This window comes from Frankia sp. CgMI4 (assembly GCF_001756285.1).
Classification (GTDB): domain Bacteria; phylum Actinomycetota; class Actinomycetes; order Frankiales; family Frankiaceae; genus Frankia; species Frankia casuarinae.
The window spans coordinates 1-19,374 of record NZ_MAQZ01000112.1 but is presented as its reverse complement, the minus strand read 5'-3'; the positions used below and the strand labels follow the sequence as shown (position 1 = coordinate 19,374).

The 19,374-nt window shown below is 69.8% G+C and carries 18 protein-coding genes; 8 read left to right on the top strand and 10 right to left on the bottom strand.

The genetic code is table 11. From position 1 onward, the window contains the following. Window positions 1-426: PP2C family protein-serine/threonine phosphatase (locus Manayef4_RS18950; RefSeq protein ID WP_139140146.1), on the top strand; the 426-nt coding region annotated here is incomplete at its 5' end. Here Manayef4_RS18950 and Manayef4_RS18945 read toward each other — a convergent pair. Next, window positions 413-1,627 (bottom strand): beta-ketoacyl-[acyl-carrier-protein] synthase family protein, encoded by a 1,215-nt coding sequence (locus Manayef4_RS18945; RefSeq protein WP_083282559.1) that lies wholly within the window; start codon window positions 1,625-1,627, stop codon window positions 413-415. The genes Manayef4_RS18950 and Manayef4_RS18945 overlap by 14 nt on opposite strands. Before the next feature lie 445 nt (window positions 1,628-2,072). After that, complete coding sequence (gene hpnH, locus Manayef4_RS18940) at window positions 2,073-3,071, bottom strand: adenosyl-hopene transferase HpnH (protein WP_070132614.1); 999 nt, start codon at window positions 3,069-3,071, stop codon at window positions 2,073-2,075. Window positions 3,072-3,545: 474 nt separating this feature from the next. Here hpnH and Manayef4_RS18935 point away from each other — a divergent pair, with 474 nt between their 5' ends. The 6 genes from Manayef4_RS18935 (at window position 3,546) to Manayef4_RS18915 (ending at window position 12,144) form a co-directional block, all read left to right on the top strand. Next, a complete protein-coding gene (locus tag Manayef4_RS18935) occupies window positions 3,546-4,211 on the top strand; it encodes a TetR family transcriptional regulator (protein ID WP_070132612.1) in 666 nt (221 codons plus the stop codon). A 314-nt stretch (window positions 4,212-4,525) separates the two neighbouring features. Then, window positions 4,526-4,708 (top strand): keywimysin-related RiPP, encoded by a 183-nt coding sequence (locus tag Manayef4_RS23455; RefSeq protein WP_083282558.1) that lies wholly within the window; start codon window positions 4,526-4,528, stop codon window positions 4,706-4,708. Between the two features lie 271 nt (window positions 4,709-4,979). Continuing rightward, the gene (locus Manayef4_RS18930; protein WP_070132610.1) at window positions 4,980-6,194 is read left to right on the top strand and encodes an FAD-dependent monooxygenase; all 1,215 of its coding nucleotides are present in this window, start codon (window positions 4,980-4,982) and stop codon (window positions 6,192-6,194) included. A gap of 591 nt (window positions 6,195-6,785) precedes the next feature. Next, on the top strand, window positions 6,786-8,156 hold the full coding sequence (locus Manayef4_RS18925; protein WP_011436988.1) for a Dyp-type peroxidase: 1,371 nt from the start codon (window positions 6,786-6,788) through the stop codon (window positions 8,154-8,156). A gap of 346 nt (window positions 8,157-8,502) precedes the next feature. Continuing rightward, window positions 8,503-10,203, top strand: coding sequence for a metallophosphoesterase family protein (locus tag Manayef4_RS18920; RefSeq protein WP_070132608.1), 1,701 nt, complete (start codon window positions 8,503-8,505; stop codon window positions 10,201-10,203). 399 nt (window positions 10,204-10,602) lie between these two features. Then, a complete protein-coding gene (locus Manayef4_RS18915) occupies window positions 10,603-12,144 on the top strand; it encodes an alpha/beta hydrolase domain-containing protein (protein ID WP_217494140.1) in 1,542 nt (513 codons plus the stop codon). Window positions 12,145-12,223: 79 nt separating this feature from the next. Here Manayef4_RS18915 and Manayef4_RS18910 read toward each other — a convergent pair whose 3' ends face one another. The 6 genes from Manayef4_RS18910 to nhaA all read right to left on the bottom strand — a co-directional run bounded on the left by Manayef4_RS18910 (window position 12,224) and on the right by nhaA (window position 17,575). Then, window positions 12,224-12,526, bottom strand: coding sequence for a ferredoxin (locus Manayef4_RS18910; protein ID WP_139140145.1), 303 nt, complete (start codon window positions 12,524-12,526; stop codon window positions 12,224-12,226). Between the two features lie 57 nt (window positions 12,527-12,583). Continuing rightward, window positions 12,584-14,116, bottom strand: coding sequence for an NADH-ubiquinone oxidoreductase-F iron-sulfur binding region domain-containing protein (locus Manayef4_RS18905; RefSeq protein WP_070132606.1), 1,533 nt, complete (start codon window positions 14,114-14,116; stop codon window positions 12,584-12,586). Further along, the gene (locus Manayef4_RS18900; RefSeq protein WP_023841956.1) at window positions 14,113-14,742 is read right to left on the bottom strand and encodes a ferric reductase-like transmembrane domain-containing protein; all 630 of its coding nucleotides are present in this window, start codon (window positions 14,740-14,742) and stop codon (window positions 14,113-14,115) included. Before Manayef4_RS18900 ends, Manayef4_RS18905 begins: the two co-directional genes overlap by 4 nt. Continuing rightward, window positions 14,739-15,791, bottom strand: a complete 1,053-nt coding sequence (locus tag Manayef4_RS18895; protein WP_011436982.1) for an FAD:protein FMN transferase — start codon at window positions 15,789-15,791, stop codon at window positions 14,739-14,741. Before Manayef4_RS18895 ends, Manayef4_RS18900 begins: the two co-directional genes overlap by 4 nt. A 1-nt stretch (window position 15,792) precedes the next feature. Beyond that, the gene (locus Manayef4_RS18890; RefSeq protein WP_011436981.1) at window positions 15,793-16,074 is read right to left on the bottom strand and encodes a hypothetical protein; all 282 of its coding nucleotides are present in this window, start codon (window positions 16,072-16,074) and stop codon (window positions 15,793-15,795) included. 172 nt (window positions 16,075-16,246) lie between these two features. Next, entirely contained in the window at window positions 16,247-17,575 is a 1,329-nt protein-coding gene (gene nhaA / locus Manayef4_RS18885; protein ID WP_070132605.1) for a Na+/H+ antiporter NhaA, read from the bottom strand. 203 nt (window positions 17,576-17,778) lie between these two features. On the opposite strand from nhaA, the gene Manayef4_RS18880 reads away from it, so the two are divergent. Further along, the gene (locus Manayef4_RS18880) at window positions 17,779-18,063 is read left to right on the top strand and encodes a hypothetical protein (RefSeq protein WP_035912384.1); all 285 of its coding nucleotides are present in this window, start codon (window positions 17,779-17,781) and stop codon (window positions 18,061-18,063) included. A gap of 124 nt (window positions 18,064-18,187) precedes the next feature. On the opposite strand, the gene Manayef4_RS18875 is transcribed toward Manayef4_RS18880, so the two are convergent. Both Manayef4_RS18875 and Manayef4_RS18870 read right to left on the bottom strand, forming a co-directional pair. Further along, on the bottom strand, window positions 18,188-18,547 hold the full coding sequence (locus Manayef4_RS18875) for a group 1 truncated hemoglobin (protein WP_070132603.1): 360 nt from the start codon (window positions 18,545-18,547) through the stop codon (window positions 18,188-18,190). 390 nt (window positions 18,548-18,937) lie between these two features. Then, entirely contained in the window at window positions 18,938-19,147 is a 210-nt protein-coding gene (locus Manayef4_RS18870; RefSeq protein WP_011436977.1) for a hypothetical protein, read from the bottom strand. Window positions 19,148-19,374 lie beyond the last annotated feature (227 nt).

The following is a 19,374-nucleotide window of genomic DNA, read 5'->3' as shown; positions in this document are numbered from 1 at the left end:
ACCATCGCCAGCGTCGCCTACGTCATCCAGGACCCGGCCACCAGCACCCTGACCGTGGCCAACGGCGGCCACCTCCCCCCCGCCCTGCGCCACCCCGACGGCACCGCCGACCTCCTCGACGACCCCCACGGGATCATCCTCGGCGTCACCGAACAGACCTTCACCGAAACCCGCCACCGCTTCCCCCCCGGCTCCACCCTCGCCCTCTACACCGACGGCCTCGTCGAATCCCCCACCGTCGACATCGGCGAGGGCTGCCGACGCCTGCTGCGCATCCTCACCGAAACAGCCGACCTGCCCACCACCGCGGACCGGCTACTGACCCTCCTCAACCGCAACGACGGCAACGACGGCTACGACGACGACGTCACCCTCCTCCTCGCCCACGCCCGGCGGGGTCGGTGCGGCCGGTTCAGGGGGCGGTGAATGCCAGGGAGACGTTGTGCCCACCGAAGCCGAAGGCGTTGGCCACGGCGGCGCGGACGGTCTCGTGGCGGGCCGGTCCGGACACGACGTCGAGCTTGATCGTCGGGTCGAGCCGGTCAAGGTTGCGCACCGGGGGTATGACGCCGTCGCGGATGCTGAGCACCGTGGCGATGGCGCCCACCGCGCCGGCGGCGCCGAGCATGTGCCCGGTCATCGACTTGGTGGCCGTGACCGCCGGATGGGTGCCGATTGTCTGAGTGATCGCCTCGGCCTCCAGGGGGTCGCCGACGGGGGTAGAGGTGGCGTGGGCGTGTACGAGGTCGATATCGGTGGGGGTGAGGCCGGCGCCGGCCAGTGCGGCCTCGATGGCCCTGCGCTGCCCGGCGGGGTCGGCGGTGACGATGTCGAGGGCGTCGGAGTTGGTGGCCGCGCCGGCGGCGACGGCGTACACGCGGGCGCCGCGGGCGGCGGCGAACCCGGCCCGTTCCAGGACCAGCAGGCCGGCGCCCTCGCCGAGCACGAAGCCGTCACGGTCGGCGTCGAAGGGCCGGGAGGCGGCTGCCGGGTCGCCGTGCCGGGTCGAGAGGGCCTTCATCTGCGCGAACGCCGCCAGCGGCAGCGTGTCGACCGGCGCCTCGACGCCGCCGGCGACCACGACGTCGGCCAGCCCGTGTTGGATCATCTCCATACCGGTGGCGATCGCCTCGGCGCCGGACGCGCAGGCGCTGACCGGGGTGCGGGCGCCGGCCTTCGCGCCGAGGTCGATGCTCACCCACGCCGCCGGGCCGTTGGGCATTAGCATGATCACCGTGTGAGGGGACATCCGGCGCGCACCGGCCTGCTCCAGGATGCGGTGCTGGCCCAGGGTGGACTGCACCCCGCCGTAACCGGTGCCGATGACGACCGCGAGCCGCTCGGGAGCGACCTCGGGGGATCCCGCGTCCGCCCATGCCTGCCGGGCGGTGACGATCGCCATCTGTTCACCGCGGTCGAGCTTGCGGCTGTCCTTGCGCGGCAGTGTTGCCGCGGGGTCGACGGGCAGCTGTGCGGCGAGTCGGACCGGCAGCTCCCGCGCYCATTCGTCTTCGATCACCGCGACACCCGAGGCACCCGCGACCAGCCCGTCCCAGGTGGCGGCGAGGTCGCCGCCGAGTGGAGTCATCGCACCGAGACCCGTTACCACGATCTTGTCGTAAACCACTAACTACCCCTTCCCGTCACGATGAGGGCGGAACGCCCGAAAGGCGGTTCCGATCCTCGCTCCGGGTCACCTTCCCAGCTCGGGGCGCGGTCTGGACAGCTCCGTCGCTACCGATGTCGGCGGTCAGGTGTTGTGGGACCCCTACAAAGACCCGCGAGCCCTACGAGGGCGAGACGGGCGCCGCCGCGGCCCACGACGTCGGACCGGCGAGGGGACGGTGGGTGAGCGTCGGGGCRCCAGCGGTCATAATTGGATCATAATGCGGTTTCGGGTCGGATCCCGCTTATGCCGCCCTTCCCGGCACATCTGAGCCGGGTGTCTGGTGGTGGAGGACCTCGGTGCGGCGGCCGTCGCCCTCCGCCCGGAGGATGTGGACGCCGGCACCGAGGTCGTTTCCCGGGGCTGGCCGGTGTTCCCGGACTGGCCGGTGGTCCGGGGGCCGGTCTCAGCGGGCCGCGCGGATGGATTCCCGCAGGGAGGACAGGGTCGCCGCGAGGGCGGTCGGTTCGTAGCCGCAGTGTGCCATGCAGTTCGCGCAGCGTGGGTCGCGGCCTCGTCCGTAGGCCTCCCAGTCGGTGGTGTCAAGGAGTTCCTGGTAGGTCTTGGCGTAGCCGTCGCCCATCAGATAGCACGGCTTCTGCCAGCCGTACAGGGAGTAGGACGGAATGCCCCAGGCCGTGCACGGGAAGTCGATCTTGCCTTCGAGGAAGTCCAGGAACAGGGGGGAGTRGCTGATCCGCCAGTTCTTGCGGCGGCCGTCGGCGAACGCCTTGCGGAACAGTTCCTGGGTTTCCTTGACCCCGAGGAAGCTGTCCTGGTCGGGGGCTTTCTCGTAGGCGTAGGCGGGGGAGAGCATCATCCCGTCGACGTTGAGGTCGTTGTTGAGGAAGTCCAACACCTCGATCACGGTCTGAGGGGTGTCGGTGTTGAAGAACGTGGTGTTCGTGGTGACGCGGAAGCCGCGGCGCTGCGCCTCTTTGATGTTGTCCACGGCCTGGGCGAACACGCCCGGCTTGGCCACGGACTTGTCATGGCGTTCCTCGAGGCCGTCGATGTGTACCGCGAAGGACAGGTACGGTGACGGACGCAGCTTGTCGATCTTGCGTGGGATCAGGAGGGCGTTCGTGCACAGGTAGATGAACTTCTTACGTTTCACCAGGCCTGCCACGATGTCCTCGATCTGCGGGTGCATCAGCGGTTCGCCGCCTGCCAGGCACACCACGGGGGCGCCGCACTCRTCGACGGCGGCGAGCGCCTGCTCGACGGGCATGCGCTGTTTCAGCACGTCCGCGGGATGTTGGATCTTGCCGCAGCCCTCACAGGCGAGGTTACATGCGAACAGGGGTTCGAGTTCGAGGGTGATCGGGAACTTGTYCCGTCTGGCGAGTTTCTGTTTGAGGAGATAAGCGCCGATCCTGATTGCCTGGCGCCGCGGAATGGCCATTTTCACCCTCCTGGTGTTGGTCTTCGGTCGCCTGGTGGGTGGAGTCGCGATGCCGCACTGTTCCGGTCAGTGACTGTTCCGGTCAGTGTAGGTGTGTGGTGTTGAGCTGGTGGATTCGGCGTGGGTCGGAGTGGGTGTGGGGTGGAACTGAGGTGGGTGTCCGGTTTGGGCGGGTGGGGGGTGTCGGTGGGTTGGGGGTGATGGGGAGGGCGGTGGTAAGAGCGCGGATTGCGGCGGGGCGACGGCGCCGGAGGTGGCGTGTGGTGTGYCGGGCGGGACGGTCCGGCCGGCCTTCGGCGGGGTGGCCTTGTGGTGGTCTGGACTATCCTGCCGTCTGGCCCTGGGCCAACCACTGCACCCGCCGGATGCGGCAGATGTCTCACGCCATCCGGAGAACCWTCCGGTAGGATACTCGGTGTGGTCCTGGGCGGCGGGGCCGTTCCCGGGCCATCCCCACGATGCGGAGGCTAGCGCGTGCCCCCCTCGGCGAACACGGGCTCGAAGCGCCCCCGGTCGCGGCGTGCTCGGGGATCCATCAATGCCCCGGGGATTCTGGCGGGCGTCTTCGAGTTTTGTCGGGACACGCCGGTAGATCAGTTGAGCATGCCCCGCCTGGCCGCGTATCTCGACGTCGGTGTCACCAGCATCTACTGGTATTTCAAGAGTAAGCGAGAACTCCTCGATGCCATGGCCGAGGAAGCACTCGTCTCTTTCTATGAGAGCATGCCTGCCCTCCGCGGTGACGCCTGGGAGGACGTGCTCCGCGAGTTCTTCAAAAATTTCTATGCGCTGCTCGCCGTCGACGACCTGAAATGCGACCTGATTGCACGTCGTATCGGTAGTCTGACCTACCAGGAGACCATCACCTCCTGGCCGCGGGCGGCGGAACTGCTGGCTGGGCTGCGGGATGCCGGATTCCCGTCGTCGCTGGCCTGGCACGCTTTCTTCACGCTCTCGWCATACACCCGGGGCTTCCTGCTCACCGAGCGGCCGGCTGAGGATCCGGCCGCGGCGGTCCCCGCGGCGGCGCAGCCTTCCGGCGTCACCGTCCCGGAGGATTTCGAGTTCGGGATCACCAACATCATTCTGGGCCTGCGCACCCTGCTGCCCGAGGACGCGCGCGACCGCGACGTCGCCTAACGCTCCCGTCCGGCCCCGCAGGGCGCCTTCGATGCGGCGTGGGACCTTCGACGGCTGCCGGCCCGTGAGTCGGGGCTTCGGCCGGCTACGGCGATGATCTTCTTGATCGGCGCCCGTCTCCACCGCGACTCCCGCCGGTGCCACCGAACCAGTGATGAACCAGCAATGGACAGCAAAGGGGCAGAATCGAAGATGGTTGGTCACAGGCGGTAAGTGGAGGTCGGAGCTGGGACGCCGACGGCAGCCACGGTGTCGTCTTGATCGCCGAGAGTTACATGGATCGAATAAGTCGAAGTCGGACGGAGGAATCCGGCATGAAAGCAACATATGAGGCACCGACGCTCCGGGCCGAGGGCTCGTTCCGGCAGGTCACCGGTTTCTTCGGGGGCTGGGGCTGGGGCTGGGGCCACTGGGGCGGCTGGGGCCACTGGGGTGGCTGGGGTCGTTGGGGTGRCTGGGGTCGTTGGGGTGGCTGGGGTCGTTGGGGTGGCTGGTGATCCCGGCTCCCGACAATCCAGCAACCCGACCAGCAATCTGACGATMGGTCAACCCGACAATCGGGAAATCCGACAATGCGGGGAAACCGGGAAACCCGACAACGCGGGGTAACCCGACAATGCGGGGAAACCGGGCAACCCGACAAGTGGGCACCACGACATCCGCTGGCGGTGCTCCTCTCCGGGGCGACGGTGGTGACGAGYCGGCGAACGGTCGTTGCCACCCGCCGTCCGGGTCACGCCGAGGAGGAACACAGAGGAGGCACCTGCGGTGAGGATCGTCTGTGTGGGGGGCGGACCGGCAGGACTTTACTTCGCTATCTCGGCGAAACGCCGTGACGCCAGCCAGGAGATCATAGTCCTCGAACGCGACCCGCCCGGGGCGACCTACGGCTGGGGGGTCGTGTACTGGGATAACCTTCTGGACGTCCTTTTCCGCAACGACCCAGGCAGCGCTCGTGCCCTGCGGGCTGCGTCCACTCTCTGGCAGGAACAGCGGATCAGTCTGGGCGGATCGTCGGCGGCATATCTCACCGGCTACGGCTTCAGCCTGCAGCGGGCCGCGCTGCTCGAAATCCTCGCCCGGCGGGCTACCGATCTCGGCGTCGAGGTGGAGTACCGGCACGAGGTGGACGACCTGCGCCCGTATGCCGACGCCGATCTCGTCGTGGCGTCCGACGGCGCGAACAGCCGGGTGCGCCAGCTGGCCCAGGACGATTTCGGTACCAAGGTCGAGATCGGCGGTAACCCGTACATCTGGCTCGGCACCGACAAGCGCTTCGACAGCTTCACCTTCGCCTTCGAACGGACCTCCGCGGGATGGATCTGGTTCCACGCCTATCCGTCCAGCGTCGGCGTCAGCACCTGCATCGTGGAATGCTCCCAGCGGACGTGGAAGGGACTCGGCCTTGATCTCCTGAGCGCTGAGGACGCGCCGCGGATGCTGGAAAAGATCTTCTCTGGTCCGTTGGACGGCCATCCGCTGATCAGCCAGTGCCGCGGCCGGGCGGCGCGGTGGCTGCGCTTCGCCGATGTCACCAATCGGAGCTGGTACCACGACAACGTCGTGTTGATCGGTGACGCCGCCCACACCACGCACTTCGCCTTCGGGTCGGGCACGGCGCTCGCGATCGTCGATGCGGTCRCGCTCGCGCAGAGCATGTACGACAGCGGCGGCGATCTGCCGGCCGCGCTGCGAGATTTCGACCGGCGGGGCCGGGCGGCCCTGGGTCCTCTGCAGGCGGCGGCGCGGACGAGCATGGCCTGGTTCGAACGGGTGGACCCATACCTCGATCAGGATCCGGTGTCGTTCGCCTACTCGATGGCGTCGCGCCAGGGCGAACAGCCGCCGTGGCGCTACCCGGTGCACCGTGTCAGCCAGCACCCGGCCGTGCGCAGGGCGCTGCGCGGACTGAACTCGAGTGCACGGTGGGGCTTGGCCCGTCGCCGGGGCGAACCCGTCGCCCGGAGAAGCGCGGAGGGTTAGTCAAGGTCGGCTGGGGCGTTCGCCGAGCGCCCCGCGGTGGTTGACGGCGCCCTCCACGGCAGATCATCTTCCGTGAGCTRCCGAAGATTTCCACCGGAAAGATCGAGAAGAACGTGCTGCGTGGCTGGGGCAGCGACCCGAACCTCTGCGACCGGTGAGATCCGCCGGGCCGGGCATGGTCCCGCGCGTCGGTGACGTCGTCGTTCCCRCACGCTGATCGGTTCCTCGTGTCGCCCGTTGGCAGGCCGTTCGGCATTTCCGCTTCATTCTGTATCTATGTGTAAACGTTCGACGACACGACGTCTCTAGACCCGGGATGGGCGGCGCTGAGTGCGGTTCGACAGTCACTATGCGGGACATRCACCTCACGGACATCGCGGAACTGCCCTATGATCCATGCGAACACCTCACCGGACGGCTCACCCGGGTGTCCTCCGGTGACAATCGCCGCCCTGACGTCGGCCCGAGGATTGCCGGCCCGAGGATGATGTCGGATCTCACCGCGGCGCCGGTATGGATCCCGTGAGCGACAGGACGGATGGAACCGGTATGGCTGAAACTGGTATGTCCAATAGAGCCGGTAGGGCGGGCGTGTCGGACATTGTGGACGCTGCCGATGTAACGGATGTCGCCGATGCGACGGATGCGGTCCGGGAGAACCGCCCGATCGGTCCCCACCGCCGCAGGGTGCTGCGGGGCGCCGGGCTGCTCGGCTTCGGCGGTGGTGTCGCGATCGGGGGAGGCCTCGGGGGAGTCATGGCCCTCGACGGCGGTGTCGCCGTTGCCGCGGAACGTCCCCAGGAGGACCAGTCGGGCGGGACGGACCGCGTCGCCGCGGTCCGTCGTGAGGCGCTGGCCGGGGTGGTGGGCGACGGCCGTCACCAGCCCGGAATCGCCGACCGCCCTCCCGCGCAGCTCGTCTTCACCGCCTACGACCTGACGACGTCCGGCCCGGCCGCGGTCCGCACATCCCTCGCCGCGGTGCTGCGCACCTGGACGGCCGCCGCCGCGGTGCTGATGCGAGGCGAGCCGCTCGACGGCGCTGAGCGGGACACCCAGGGACTCGGACCGGCGGGGCTGACGATCACCATCGGGCTCGGCGCGTCCGCGCTGCGCCGCGCCGGTCTCGACGCGCAGATACCCGCGGAGTTCGCGGACATTCCCGCGATGCCCGGTGACCAGCTCGATCTGGCGCGCAGTGGCGGGGATCTCGGCGTGCAGGTCTGCGCCGAGGATCCGATGGTCGCGGTCTCGGCTTCCCGGCAGATGCGTCGTCTCGCCGCTCAGGATGCCAGGCCCCGCTGGATCCAGCGGGGATTCCTTCGTTCCGCGGCGGCCGCGTTCAACCCCGGGTCCACCCCACGCAACCTGATGGGGCAGATCGACGGCACGGACAACCCGGGACCGGGCACGCCGCGGTTCGACCGGGCGGTGTGGGTGTCCAGCGGGCCGGAATGGATGCGGGACGGGTCCTACCTGGTCTGCCGGCGTATCCGCATGCTGCTCGATGCCTGGGCGCGGCTGGACGAGACGGCTCAGAGCGCGGTCATCGGCCGCCGTAAGTCCGACGGTACCGCGCTCTCGGCACCGCCGGTGGGGCAGGGCGGCGCTGAGACCATCCAGCCGGACTTCACTGCCCGCGCCGCCGACGGCAGTCTCGCGATCGCCGGCAACGCCCATGTCCGGCTGTCCCACCCGTCGTTCCACGGTGGGATCGCCATGCTTCGTCGCGGCTACTCCTATGACGACGGCCTGGACTCAGCCGGCGAGCCGGACGCCGGCCTGTTCTTCGCGGCCTACCAGGCCGACCCGCGTACGGCGTTCGTCGCGGTGCAGCGGACCCTCGCGGCCGGCGACGCATTGAACACCTTCATCCGGCACACCTCCAGTGCCCTGTTCGCCGTCCCGCCCGCGGCGCCCGCGGGCGGCTTTCTCGCGCAGGGGCTCTTCGGCGCCGGCTGAACGATGCCGGCTGAACGATGCCGGCTGAGCGGCGCTGAGTGCGCCCTGCGTGCGGGTGGCTCCGGCTGACGGAAACGCCAGCCGGAGCCACCCGCGGGAGATACCCGTTCGGGAATACCTGGCGGATGCCCGAGCGGGTACGGCCCAACCATGGGCCGTACCCGCGCACTGGGCACGGCTGCCGGCAGGAATCAGGAACAGGATGATCATAGAGCAGGCTGATGCCCGTCAGCAGGCTGACTCCGCCAGGGCCAGGGAAGTCCTCCCGCGATGTTTACAAATATTTCGGTGGTTCGCCACCGTGTATTTGCAATATTCGACAGGCGACGGGCCTACTTTCAGCGGTATGCCTGTGAGTCCTCCCAGCGAAGTGGTGGCGTCGGGTGTTCCGGCCGGTATGGCCGAGGACATGACAATCGCCGAGCAGTACGAATGGCTCCAGACCTTTCTCCGGCGGCGGCCGGTCAGCCGACGCGGGATTCTGCTCGGCGGTCTGGCTGGTGCCGGCGCGGCGAGCCTGTTCGGCACGCCGTTCGGCCGGGCCGCCTACGCCGCCACGAACGACAGTCCCCTGCTCGTGGGCGGCAGGCACACCGCCTTCGGCGCCGATCCGTCCCGGCAGCTTCGGCTGGCGGCGCAGTTGTCGCGTAACCCGGGCCGCGGCAAGGTTCTGGTCGATATCGGGCCGGGACGCGGTCTCGGCGGCACGGTCGAGGCGGAGATCCGACCGCTGCTGTCCCAGGTCCCCCAGGCCGACGGCTCGATTCTCGCCGTCGAACAGTACTACGTGCACGCGGCGTTCGACAATCTGACGCCGGGCCGGGAATACTACTACCGTTTCCGGATTCCCGGTGGGGAAGCCACCCCCGTGCAGGCGGTCCGCACCGGACACCGGAAGGGACGCCATGGCGGCCCGTTCCGGTTCACGATGATGGGCGACCACGGTTCGAACACCACCCCGCCGGGCGATCCGAAAGGTGTGTTCGATGACAATTACTACAAGGCCGACAACGCCCCGATGGTCGCCCACGCGTCGGCTGTCACCGCGGCCATCGCCCGCCAGGACCCGGTGTTCCACCTGCTCGCCGGGGACATCAGCTACGCGGACCCATCGGGTCAGGGAAGGCCGCCCAAGCGGACGGCCGCCGGCGTATCTCCTACCGGTTTCGACAATTATGACCCGACCGTCTGGGACGTCTACCTGGCCGACATCGAGGTCAGCAGTGCCCGCACGCCGTGGATGTTCGCCACCGRCAACCATGACATGGAGGCGCTCTACTCCCCGCACGGCTACGGCGGCCACCTCGCCCGCCTGGACCTGCCAGGCGGGGGGCCTCAGGGCTGCCCGAGCGTGTACTCCTTCGTCCACGGCAACGTGGCCGTGCTCTCGCTGGACGCCAACGACCTCAGTTATGAGATCAAGGCGAACACCGGATATTCGAACGGTGCGCAGACGTCCTGGGTCGAGAGCACGCTGAAGGGCTACCGGAACGACCCGGATATCGATTTCATCGTCTGTTTCTTCCACCACTGCGCCTATTCGACGACCGCGCAGCACGCCAGCGACGGCGGCGTCCGCGGCGCCTGGGCGCCGTTGTTCGACTGTTACCAGGTCGACCTCGTGCTGCAGGGTCACAACCACCTGTACGAGCGCACCGACCCGATCCGCGCGAACGCACCGACCCGCGAGGCGCCCGACGGCTCGACGATCGAACCCGCGAAGGACGGCACCACCTACATCGTCGCGGGCAGCGCGGGACGGCCCCGCTACCAGTTCCAGACCGGTGAGCCGGAGTCCTACCGAGGAAAAATCGTACCGGGCTCGAACGTTGTGYCGAACAGCTATGTCTGGCAGGCCGACGGGACGAAGGCACCGGAGTCCATCAACTGGTCGCGGACCCGTTTCGACGACTACGCCTTCGTGGCTGCCGAGTCCGATCCGGGCCGGCCCGGCGGGTACTCCACCCTGACCATCCGGGGCCTGGACGAGCATGGTCAGGAGTTCGACCGGGTGGTCCTGCGCCGCGCCGTTGCGCACGGCCACTGAGCCGCATCCGCGCACGTGCGGCCCGCCGTCGAGGGACGAGCGGGCCGCACGGCCGGGGCAAAGTGGTCCGACGGGTGGTCCAACGGGTGGTCCAACGAGTGGCCCGATGGCGCCGTACCCGTACCCATTCTCGATGTGCGGTGTGGTCGCGGCATGCCAGGCGCGTCCCGCGGAGTGAAACCGCACACCGGCTCGGAGGTGGCACCTCTCCACGCGGCCTCATCGAGGCCCGCGCGGACCACGAGGCTCCTGACCATCGGATCGTGATTTATGTCCCGGTCACGGGTCAAAAGTCCCCGGAATATGACATCTGAGCAACGGCGGCCATCGGTTCGATGCGCTCGCGTGCGGCACGATGGATCGTGGATCCGTGCGGCGAGCGCGAGAGGAACCGAATCGATGGAGCTGATGGAGATGGCGTCGGTGCGAGTCGACGGGCCGATCGCCGGCCAGGCGAGCCTGATCTCGACGTCTTTCGATCTGGCCTCCATCGGCTATCTGGCGGAGGAGTYCTTCGTGAGCGGAACCGCCGACTCCTATGCCGCGACGGGTCCGATCACCTCTGATGGCAGATGGGACGTGGTGGTCGCCGGTCAGGCGCCGTTTCGGACCCGTCTCATCGTCTACCGGCCTGCCGACCCGACCGCCTTCAACGGCACGGCCGTCGTGGAATGGTTGAACGTCTCTGCCGGAATGGACGCCGCCGCCGCATGGCTCACGACGCATCGGCATCTGCTCCGCGCCGGTTTCGCCTGGGTGGGGGTGTCGGCGCAACGCATCGGCATCGATGGGATCGACACCGCCGAAGGGGCCGGTGTCGAAGCGAGGGCCGTTGCGGACGGCGGTATTGCGGACGGCGGCGATGCGGGCGAAGATGGTGCCGGGGAGCAACGCGGCACCGGTTGGTGGCCGATCGTGYCGTCGCTTAAGAGCGCCGATCCCACCCGTTACGCGATTCTGTCCCATCCCGGTGACGCGTACAGCTTCGACATCTTCCGTCAGGCCGGGGAAACCGTGCGTCGCGGTCTCCTCGATCACCTTCGTCCGGCGCGGATGATCGCCGTGGGCGCATCCCAGGCGGCGTTCTTTCTGGTGACCTATGTAAACACCATCGCGGCGCGGGACGGTGACGGCGGTGACCGCGATAGGAGCCGTGCCGCCGGCGGTGGCCATGGCGGTTTCGACGGTTACCTGATCCAGGGCCGCCCGGGGACCACGGCGTCCCTCGACGGTCGGGGCGGCCCGACCCTGGCCGGGGATGTCCGGCTGCGCACGGACGTCGCGGTGCCCGTGATGGTCGTGCAGAGCGAGACCGACGTCGTCGGCGTGCTTGGCGCCGTGGGCGCCCGCCAACCCGATAGCGACYGGTTTCGGCTCTGGGAGATCGCCGGTGCGGCGCACGTCGACACCTACACGCTCAAGGCTGGTTTCCGGGACGACGGTGCGCTGCCTGCCGCGGAGCTGGTACGCCTTCTGGTGCCCAGCGCCGCCCCTTTCGGCGTCCCGTTCACCGCCGCGATCAACAGCGGACCGCAGCAGCACTATGTCGCCCAGGCCGCGATTGCCGCGCTGGACGACTGGATCCGTTATGGTGTCGCGCCCCCGTCCGCGCCCCACCTGCTAACCGCCGCGACGGATCCAGCGGTACTTCTCCGTGATGCGGACGGCATCGCCCGTGGTGGCGTGCGCACTCCCTGGGTCGACGTTCCCATCGCCGTCCTGTCCGGCCTGGGGCAGAACCCCACCGACGCCTCCGCCATCTTCGGCTCCACCCGGCCGCTGGATTCCGCCACACTCGCCGCCCGTTACCCCGCCGGCGCCGCGGACTATCGCGCCGCTTTTACCCGGGCCACCGACGACGCGATCGCGACCGGATTCCTGCTCGCCGAGGACCGTGAGGAGATCCTCGCCCTCGCGGCCGCCAGCTACCCAGGCAGGTAGCGGTAGCGCGGCTTTAGCAAAGTGGTAATGCGGCGGTAGCGTAGCGAGCGAGACAGCGGACATCGGCCGCCGGGCCCGGCTACCCCTGTTCCTGGCCGGCGAGCAGGTGTAGCGCGAGCCGGGGACAGGCATCCGCCGCCCGACGAGCATGCTCGATCAGCTCCGTGGAGACGGTGATTTTTCGGGTCGACTGTCCGGTCGTCCCGCGAGCCAGCGGATAACCCGCTGGATCGCGGGTCAGCAGCTCGGGTAGCAGCTCGACACACCAGCCGCGGCCGTCACACGCCGTCCAGTCGATCCACAGCCGGGCCGGGCCGGCTGCCGCGCCGGCGTTTGTGGTGTTCATGGCATCTGTGGTGTTCATGGCATCTGTGGTGTTCATGGCATCTGTCTCCCCTGTGGATTCTTCGTCGACGTTGCCTGGTCGGGATGGGTGTGGTCAGGATGCGCACGCCGAGCCGAGGCAGCGGCCCTCGGCGTGCGCCCGGATATCGTCGACGAACGTGCGCAGCGCACTGTGCACGAGGCGGGCCGCGCCGTCCGGGTGGTGKCACGCGCCGCGACCGGCGACCAGGGCGGCGAGGCGCAGCGCCCGGATGGCGGACTGTCCCGGATCGCCAGCCCCCTGCACCGGGCCGCCGGACCCGCCATCCGTTCGGGCCATCCCGGCCACGGCGTCCGCAAGCTGGGGCAGCCCGCTGACGCATGGCCCGCACTGGCCAGCGTTCTGCGCGGCCAGGTACCCGACGATGCGCGCGGTCTCGACGAGCCCACAGCCCCGGGCCGGGAGGACGGCGACCACTCCGGTGCCCGGTGCGGCACCCCACGGCGCCAGCGCCGCCCGGGACATCGCGATCGTCGCTCCCGGGCCGCCGGGCAGCCACGCACCGCTGTAACCGCCGACCCGGAAGGCCCCGACCTGCTCGGTGAAGCCGCCCGCGAGCTGCGCGAGAGTGCCGAGCGGGGTGYCGAACGGCACCTCGACGACACCGGGCGCGGCGACCGCTCCCGTCACGGTGGCCAGGAACGTGCCCGGTTCCTCGGYGGTCCCGACCGAGCGGAACCAGCTGGCTCCCCACCGGGCGATCAACGCGAGGTGCGCGAGTGTCTCGGCGTTCTGCACCAGGGTCGGACGGCCGTGGAAACCGGCCTCGGCGAGCGGTTGCCAGTGCGCGCGCGGCCGGGCCGCCCCTCCCTCCAGCGCTGCGATGACGGCCGATGCCTCCCCGGCGACGAAGGTCTCCGGCGCCTCCCGGATCTGGACGGTGAACCGGTCCCAGCCCGCGGCCCGCCGTTGGGCCAGCGCCCGCCGGACCGCCGTGACCGCCGGACCGGGTTTGAGATAGACGAAGGCGTCATCGGCCCCGACCGCCTCCGCGGCGAGCTGCAGGCCGTCGAGGACGAGGTGGGGCGCCACGGTGAGCAGGGTGACGTCCTTGGCGCTCTCGGGTTCCCCTTCGGCGGCGTTGGCGACGACCACGGGGTGCGCGCTGCTGCGGTACCGGTCGGCTCGGTGCCCGGCGTTCCGGTGCTGGCTGCCCCGGTGYGTGCTGCCCCGGTGCGCGCTGCCGGAGTGGCTGCCGTCGAGGCAGGTGCCCTCGGCGCTCGCGGCGAGTTTCCGCCAGGTGGGGAAGGCCGCGCCGCCCCGCCCGGTCAGCCCGGAGTCGTGGATCTCCGGAAGTAACCGCCCGGGTCCGCCGCGCCAGGGCAGCGGTCCACACTGTCGGTCGTGCGCGGCGAGGTCGGACGYGGCTGCGGTCAGCAGCCGTCCGGCCGGGACGTGATGCGCGGGGAGGCCGCCCGCGCCGGCCGCGGGCCGTACCGCGTGCATGGCCGCGGGCCAGGGCTCGCGCCCCCACCCGGGCTGGGCCTCAGGGGAGCCGGCGCGGCCGACGTCGCTGGTGCCGGTGGCGATGCTGGTGCCGGTGGGGATGGACGGTTGGGCCGCTCCGGTGGCAGCGCGGATGGTCATGTCTGCTCCGATCTGGGGGTCATGGTTGTGGGCGCCGCCGGTTGGTGTCGCGGGCTGGGGGGCCGGTGTGGGCTGGGGGGCCGGTGTGGGCGGGGGAGGATCCTGAAGGAGGGGGAGCAGCGCCAGGCCGCGGATCCGGCGACGGCGAGCGCGCAGGCCATCGCGACGGCTCGCAGCCACGGCGTGCCGGCGTCGGTGCCCGAGCCCAGGCCGTGCGAGAGGGCGAGTGGCCAGGCGCCGTAGGCGGCCCAGTGCACTGCCCGCCAGGCGCGCACGCCGAGGCGCCGGCGGAGCAGACTGGTCACGACCACGGCGATGAGAAGGTCGGCGGCGACGGTRCCGAGCCCGACCCACAGCGGTCGGTAGCCGGCGCCGAACGGCAGGACCACATCCGCAATGCCGAGCTTCGCGTACGGGTCGAGCAGCAGCGTGCCGATGTGCATGGCGAGGAGCACGACCGCGAGCAGGCTCGCGCCGCGGTGCACGGCGCCGATCGCGAAACCGGGCAGACCCGCGAGGCCGCGACCCGAGCGGGCCACGATGCCGAGGACGACCGTCAGGGTGAGCAGCAGCAGGCACGTGGTGCCCGTGCCCCGGGCGGCGTACCAGAGGGCTTCGGTGCTCATCGGCCGGAACCTCTCGGCCGTGTCGCCGATCCAGCGGACGTGACTCGGGTTCCATCCTCGGCGGGCGGAGCCGTCTCGGCCCGGTCTACCCGGACCCCGGCCACTCCGGCTCCGGCCACTCCGGCTCCGGCCACCTTGGCCCGGCTCGGGGCGGGCCAGCCAGCGGTCGTGACGATCGAGCCGTCCGTGGCGACGAGCCGTGCCGGCATCCCGAGCCGGCGCAGCCAGCCCACCGCCGCGGAACCACGGACGATCGCGGCGGTGCTCGCCGTGTTCGCGTCGAGGCAGCTCGCGGCCGCCACGGTGGCGGTCCGCCAGACCACCGGCGCGGGCTGGCAGGTGCGCGGATCCAGGATGTGGTGCAGGAGCCGCCCGCCGCGCCGCCACCGCCGCCCGAGGGTGCTGGACGTCGCGACCGCGCTCCCGGCGGCCAGGGTGATGGTGCAGGCGGGCTCGCCCGGGCGGTCCTGGACCCGAATGCGCCAGCCGCCCTCCGGCGCGTTCCCGGCGGTGGCGACATCCCCGCCGAGGCTGACCAGCACGCCGGTGTCGAGCCGTTCGGCGACCAGAGCGGCGCAGCGGTCGGCGGCCTGCGCCTTCGCCGTCGCTCCGAGGTCGAGCCGCGCGTCGTCCGGCAGCGTCAGTGTGTTCCCGGTCAGCCGGATCCGCTGCCAGCCCGGCGCCGGCCGGTGCACCACCCGCAGCCGCGGACCGTCCGACGGCAGCAACGTGATGTCCCGGTCGTAGCCGAGAGCGGCGAGCGGTCCGCCGACGGTCGGGTCTACGTCCCCGTCGGTGCGCCGGGCCGCGAGGAGCGCCGCACCGACGAGGTCTGCCAGTAGCGGGCTGATCCGTTGCGGCGTCCCATCGGCGTGATCGAGCTGGTTGATCTCCGCATCGGCCCGGAAACGACTGGCGACCTCGTCAACGGCCGCGAGATGGTCCACGACGATCTCCCGGGCGGCGGCCAGTGCGCCGGGCTCGGTCACCACGAGCCGGGCGGTCGTGCTCCACACCGACCACTCGACCGCCGCTGCCGCGCCGGGCATCTCAGGAACCACCGGTCGACGCGTGCGTGGGACCGTCGGCGCTCCCCACCGTCGTCCCGCCCGACCAGCCGCCGGACGAGGACGCGCTGTCGGAGGTCGACGATGAGGTGGATCCGTTACCCGAGGTCACCGAGCTGTCGTCCGTCGTCGAGGACCAGGTGGCCGCGGATGCGGAATGCTCATGGGCCAGCACGCCGAAGCCGATGGCTCCGGCGGCCGCGACGGCTGCCAGTCCGGCGGTGACGGGGCCTACCCGTCGGATTCCCTGCTCACGTGTGGCCATGGCCGGTGTCCTCCTACCCTGCCGGCGCTCCGGGAGGAGCCCCGTGACTATGAGGGTGGGAGTCGGTCCTGTGTGTTACCTGTGCGTCACCTGTTCGATTGCCGAGGGCGGAACACCCCACGGGCGTGGGGTGGACTTGATGGTGCTGCACGAGCGGACCGACCGGACCGGATCACCCCCACGGGCGTGGGGAGGACCGGTGCAGGTCTTGGTAGACGTCGGGGATGCCGYCGTGGTCGCGGTCGGCGGTCTCTGCTTCCTGGAGCCGGCGGTAGACGCGATTGCGCAGACGTAGCACGACGGCGGCRAGCAGGGCGGCGAGCAGAGAACCCGTCAGGACAGCGATCTTGACATGGTCGTCACGTGCGCTGCCGCTCCCGAAGGCCAGTTCGCCGATGAGCAGGGAGACGGTGAATCCGATACCGGCCAAGACCGCGAGCCCGAGAACGTCGGTCCAGGTCAACCCGTCGTCGAGGGTGGCGCGAGTGAAGCGTGCTACCAGGAAGGTAGCGGCCATGATCCCCAGAGGCTTGCCGACGACGAGACCGAGCACGACACCGAGGGCCGCCCGGTCGCTCAGCGCCGCGCTCAGTCCGCTCAGGCCATCGACGGTGACTCCGGCGGAGAAGAACGCGAAGATCGGCACCGCCACCCCGGCCGACAGGGGCCGCCAGCGGTGCTCGAAGTGCTCGGCCAGCCCCGGTCCCGCCTCCGGGCCGCCGGCACGGGTACCGCGGAGCACCGGCACGGCAAACCCCAGCAGCACGCCAGCCACGGTGGCGTGCACGCCGGAGGCGTGGACCAGTGTCCAGGTCGCGGCGGCCAAGGGCAGGAGGAGCCACCACGAGCGCACCCGGCGCTGGACCAGCAGAGTGAACAACGCCAGCGGCACCAGCGCGCCCAGCAACGGGAGGATCGACAGGTGGCGGGTGTAGACGACGGCGATGATGACGATGGCGAGCAGGTCATCGACGACCGCGAGGGTGAGCAGGAAGGTCCRCAGACCGGACGGCAGGTGCCGGCCAATGACCGCCAGCACCGCCAGCGCGAAGGCGATGTCGGTGGCGGTCGGGATCGCCCAGCCCGCTGAGGCGTCACCGCCGACGTTGACCAGCGCGTACAGCACGGCCGGAACGGCGACACCCCCGCAGGCGGCCAGGACCGGGACAGCGGCCCGCCGAGGGTCGCGGAGGTCTCCGGCGATGAACTCGCGTTTGAGTTCCAGCCCGGCAACGAAGAAGAAGATCGCTAGCAGGCCGTCGGCGGCCCACTGAGCCAGGGTGAGGTCCAGGTGCGCCCAGGACGGGCCGAGCTGGTAGGACAGCATCGACTGGTACGACTCTGACCACGGCGAGTTCGCCCAGCCCAAGGCCAGGACCGTCGCGGCGAGCAGCAGCCCGCCACCGATGGCCTCCCTGCGTAGGATCTCGGCGATCCGGCGAGCCTCGGGCCACGACCTGCGGTCGAACAGGCTGAACCGGCGAGACGGAACTTGGCCCACGGCGGTGCTCCTCACCAAGGGGTCGGGTCACACGTTRCCGACCAGACTTCCCGGCGCACCGAACCCACCGTAGCCGAGTCGGCGTTAACATGCCCCCCATACCAGCCGAAACGGCTAGRCACACCCGGCACGGGGCCGGCAGGGGACMCACCCACCCCGAAGCACTGCCTCACCACGCCGGCTACAGCCTCGCCGAGCAGGCGGTGATCCCGACGCCGAAGAACGCCCTCCCCCTCGCACGGCTGACCAGCAGCGACCTCGTCGAGGACAAGGTCAGCACCTGTCCCGGCGTCGAATCCGTCCGCGTGGTTTGCTGCTTCGTCGACGCGGACAGCTACCGCTGGCTCGACCGCACCCGACGGCACCCGCTAGCCGAGAAAGGAAGCCGCCGGGACGGCTCGTTCACCACCAACGACGTCCGTGCCATCCTTGCCCACAGCATCCCCGTCGCCGACGGCGATTGGCGTCGACCTCCATCTCTCACATGATGGCGTCCATACCGAACCCGGGCGGTTCGCATTTGCAACTGTGCCCCGCCCGGTTTCTCTCGTTCGAGCCGGGTGCGGCTTCACTAGCCTGGCCGCGCAAGGTCGTGTATGATGTGAGGTATTACTACTTCGATATCGTGACGACGTCGGAACGCAGCGGGGCGAGGGCCGCTCYGATCTGGCCGGTGGTTTCCGTCGGGACACCGAGGCCGGTCAACGCCGCGAGCAGATGGTCCACCACCGCGTCGAAGTGGGCGTCGGTGAGGCCGAGCGTGGCATGTACCGCGGCCATGTCCCGACCCCGGTAGACCTCGGGACCACCGATCACCGCGGCGATGAACGCTCGCTGGTGTTCCTTGAGACGGGGCAGGTCCCGGTTGGCAAAGAGGGGTGCAAGAACGGGATCGGCCGTCACCCGGACGTAGAAATCGTCGACCGCGGCCTGTACGGCCGTCGCGCCGCCGATAGTGTCGTAGATACTCATCAGAGGTCTMGCTTTCGCAGGAGAGGACCGACCGGAGGTCGTTGACCATGTTTGTTACCGTGGCTGCACTGGTACCCGTCCGCCAGGTTCACTGAACCACGGGCACAATTTCCTTGAAAGAGTCTAATGTCCGCGCGGCAGAGAAAGATGGCAGGCGAACGCGGGCCGTCCGGCTCCTTCCGCTCGCGTGTGGGCAGAAGCTTTACCTGTTGAAGGACGGCTAGGAAGGAGCGCTGTCCTCCTCGTCCGGCGCGAGGAAGGCCCTGGCGAAGATCCGCAACACCGAGGACCTGTGGACACAGGTCGTGGCACTACCGTGAACCCCCCGGGTTCGGGGGCCATCGGCACGACGATCACTCTCACGGCGGCGGTCAGCCGGTGACTGGGGCGTCAGCCGGTGACGGCCCCGGTGGCCGTGTCGACGACGGACACGTCGTTCCCACCGAAGTTGGTGACGTAGACACGGCTGCCGTCGGGAGCCACCGCCACTCCGAAGGGGAGCACGCCGACTCCGATGGCGGCGCTCACGACACCCGCGAGCGGGTCGACCACCAGCACCTGCCCAGTTCGGATGCTGGCCACATAGGCGTGGATGGTCATCTCAGCCCGCATCCCGACGGTCGATGGACCACGACCGAGCGTAGTAGCCGGAACGGCAATGGTTGATCAAACCAGCCGATCGTCGATAGCCGATCTTGCTCCATCTCGAATCGGAAAGACCCAGATGGAGAACGCTCCGTATTCCGCCCCTCCAAGCGGGTGCGGCGCAAGCACCTCGCCATGGCCCAGGCCGGCATTACCGTCGGGGGCAACCGTGCCTTCGGCTG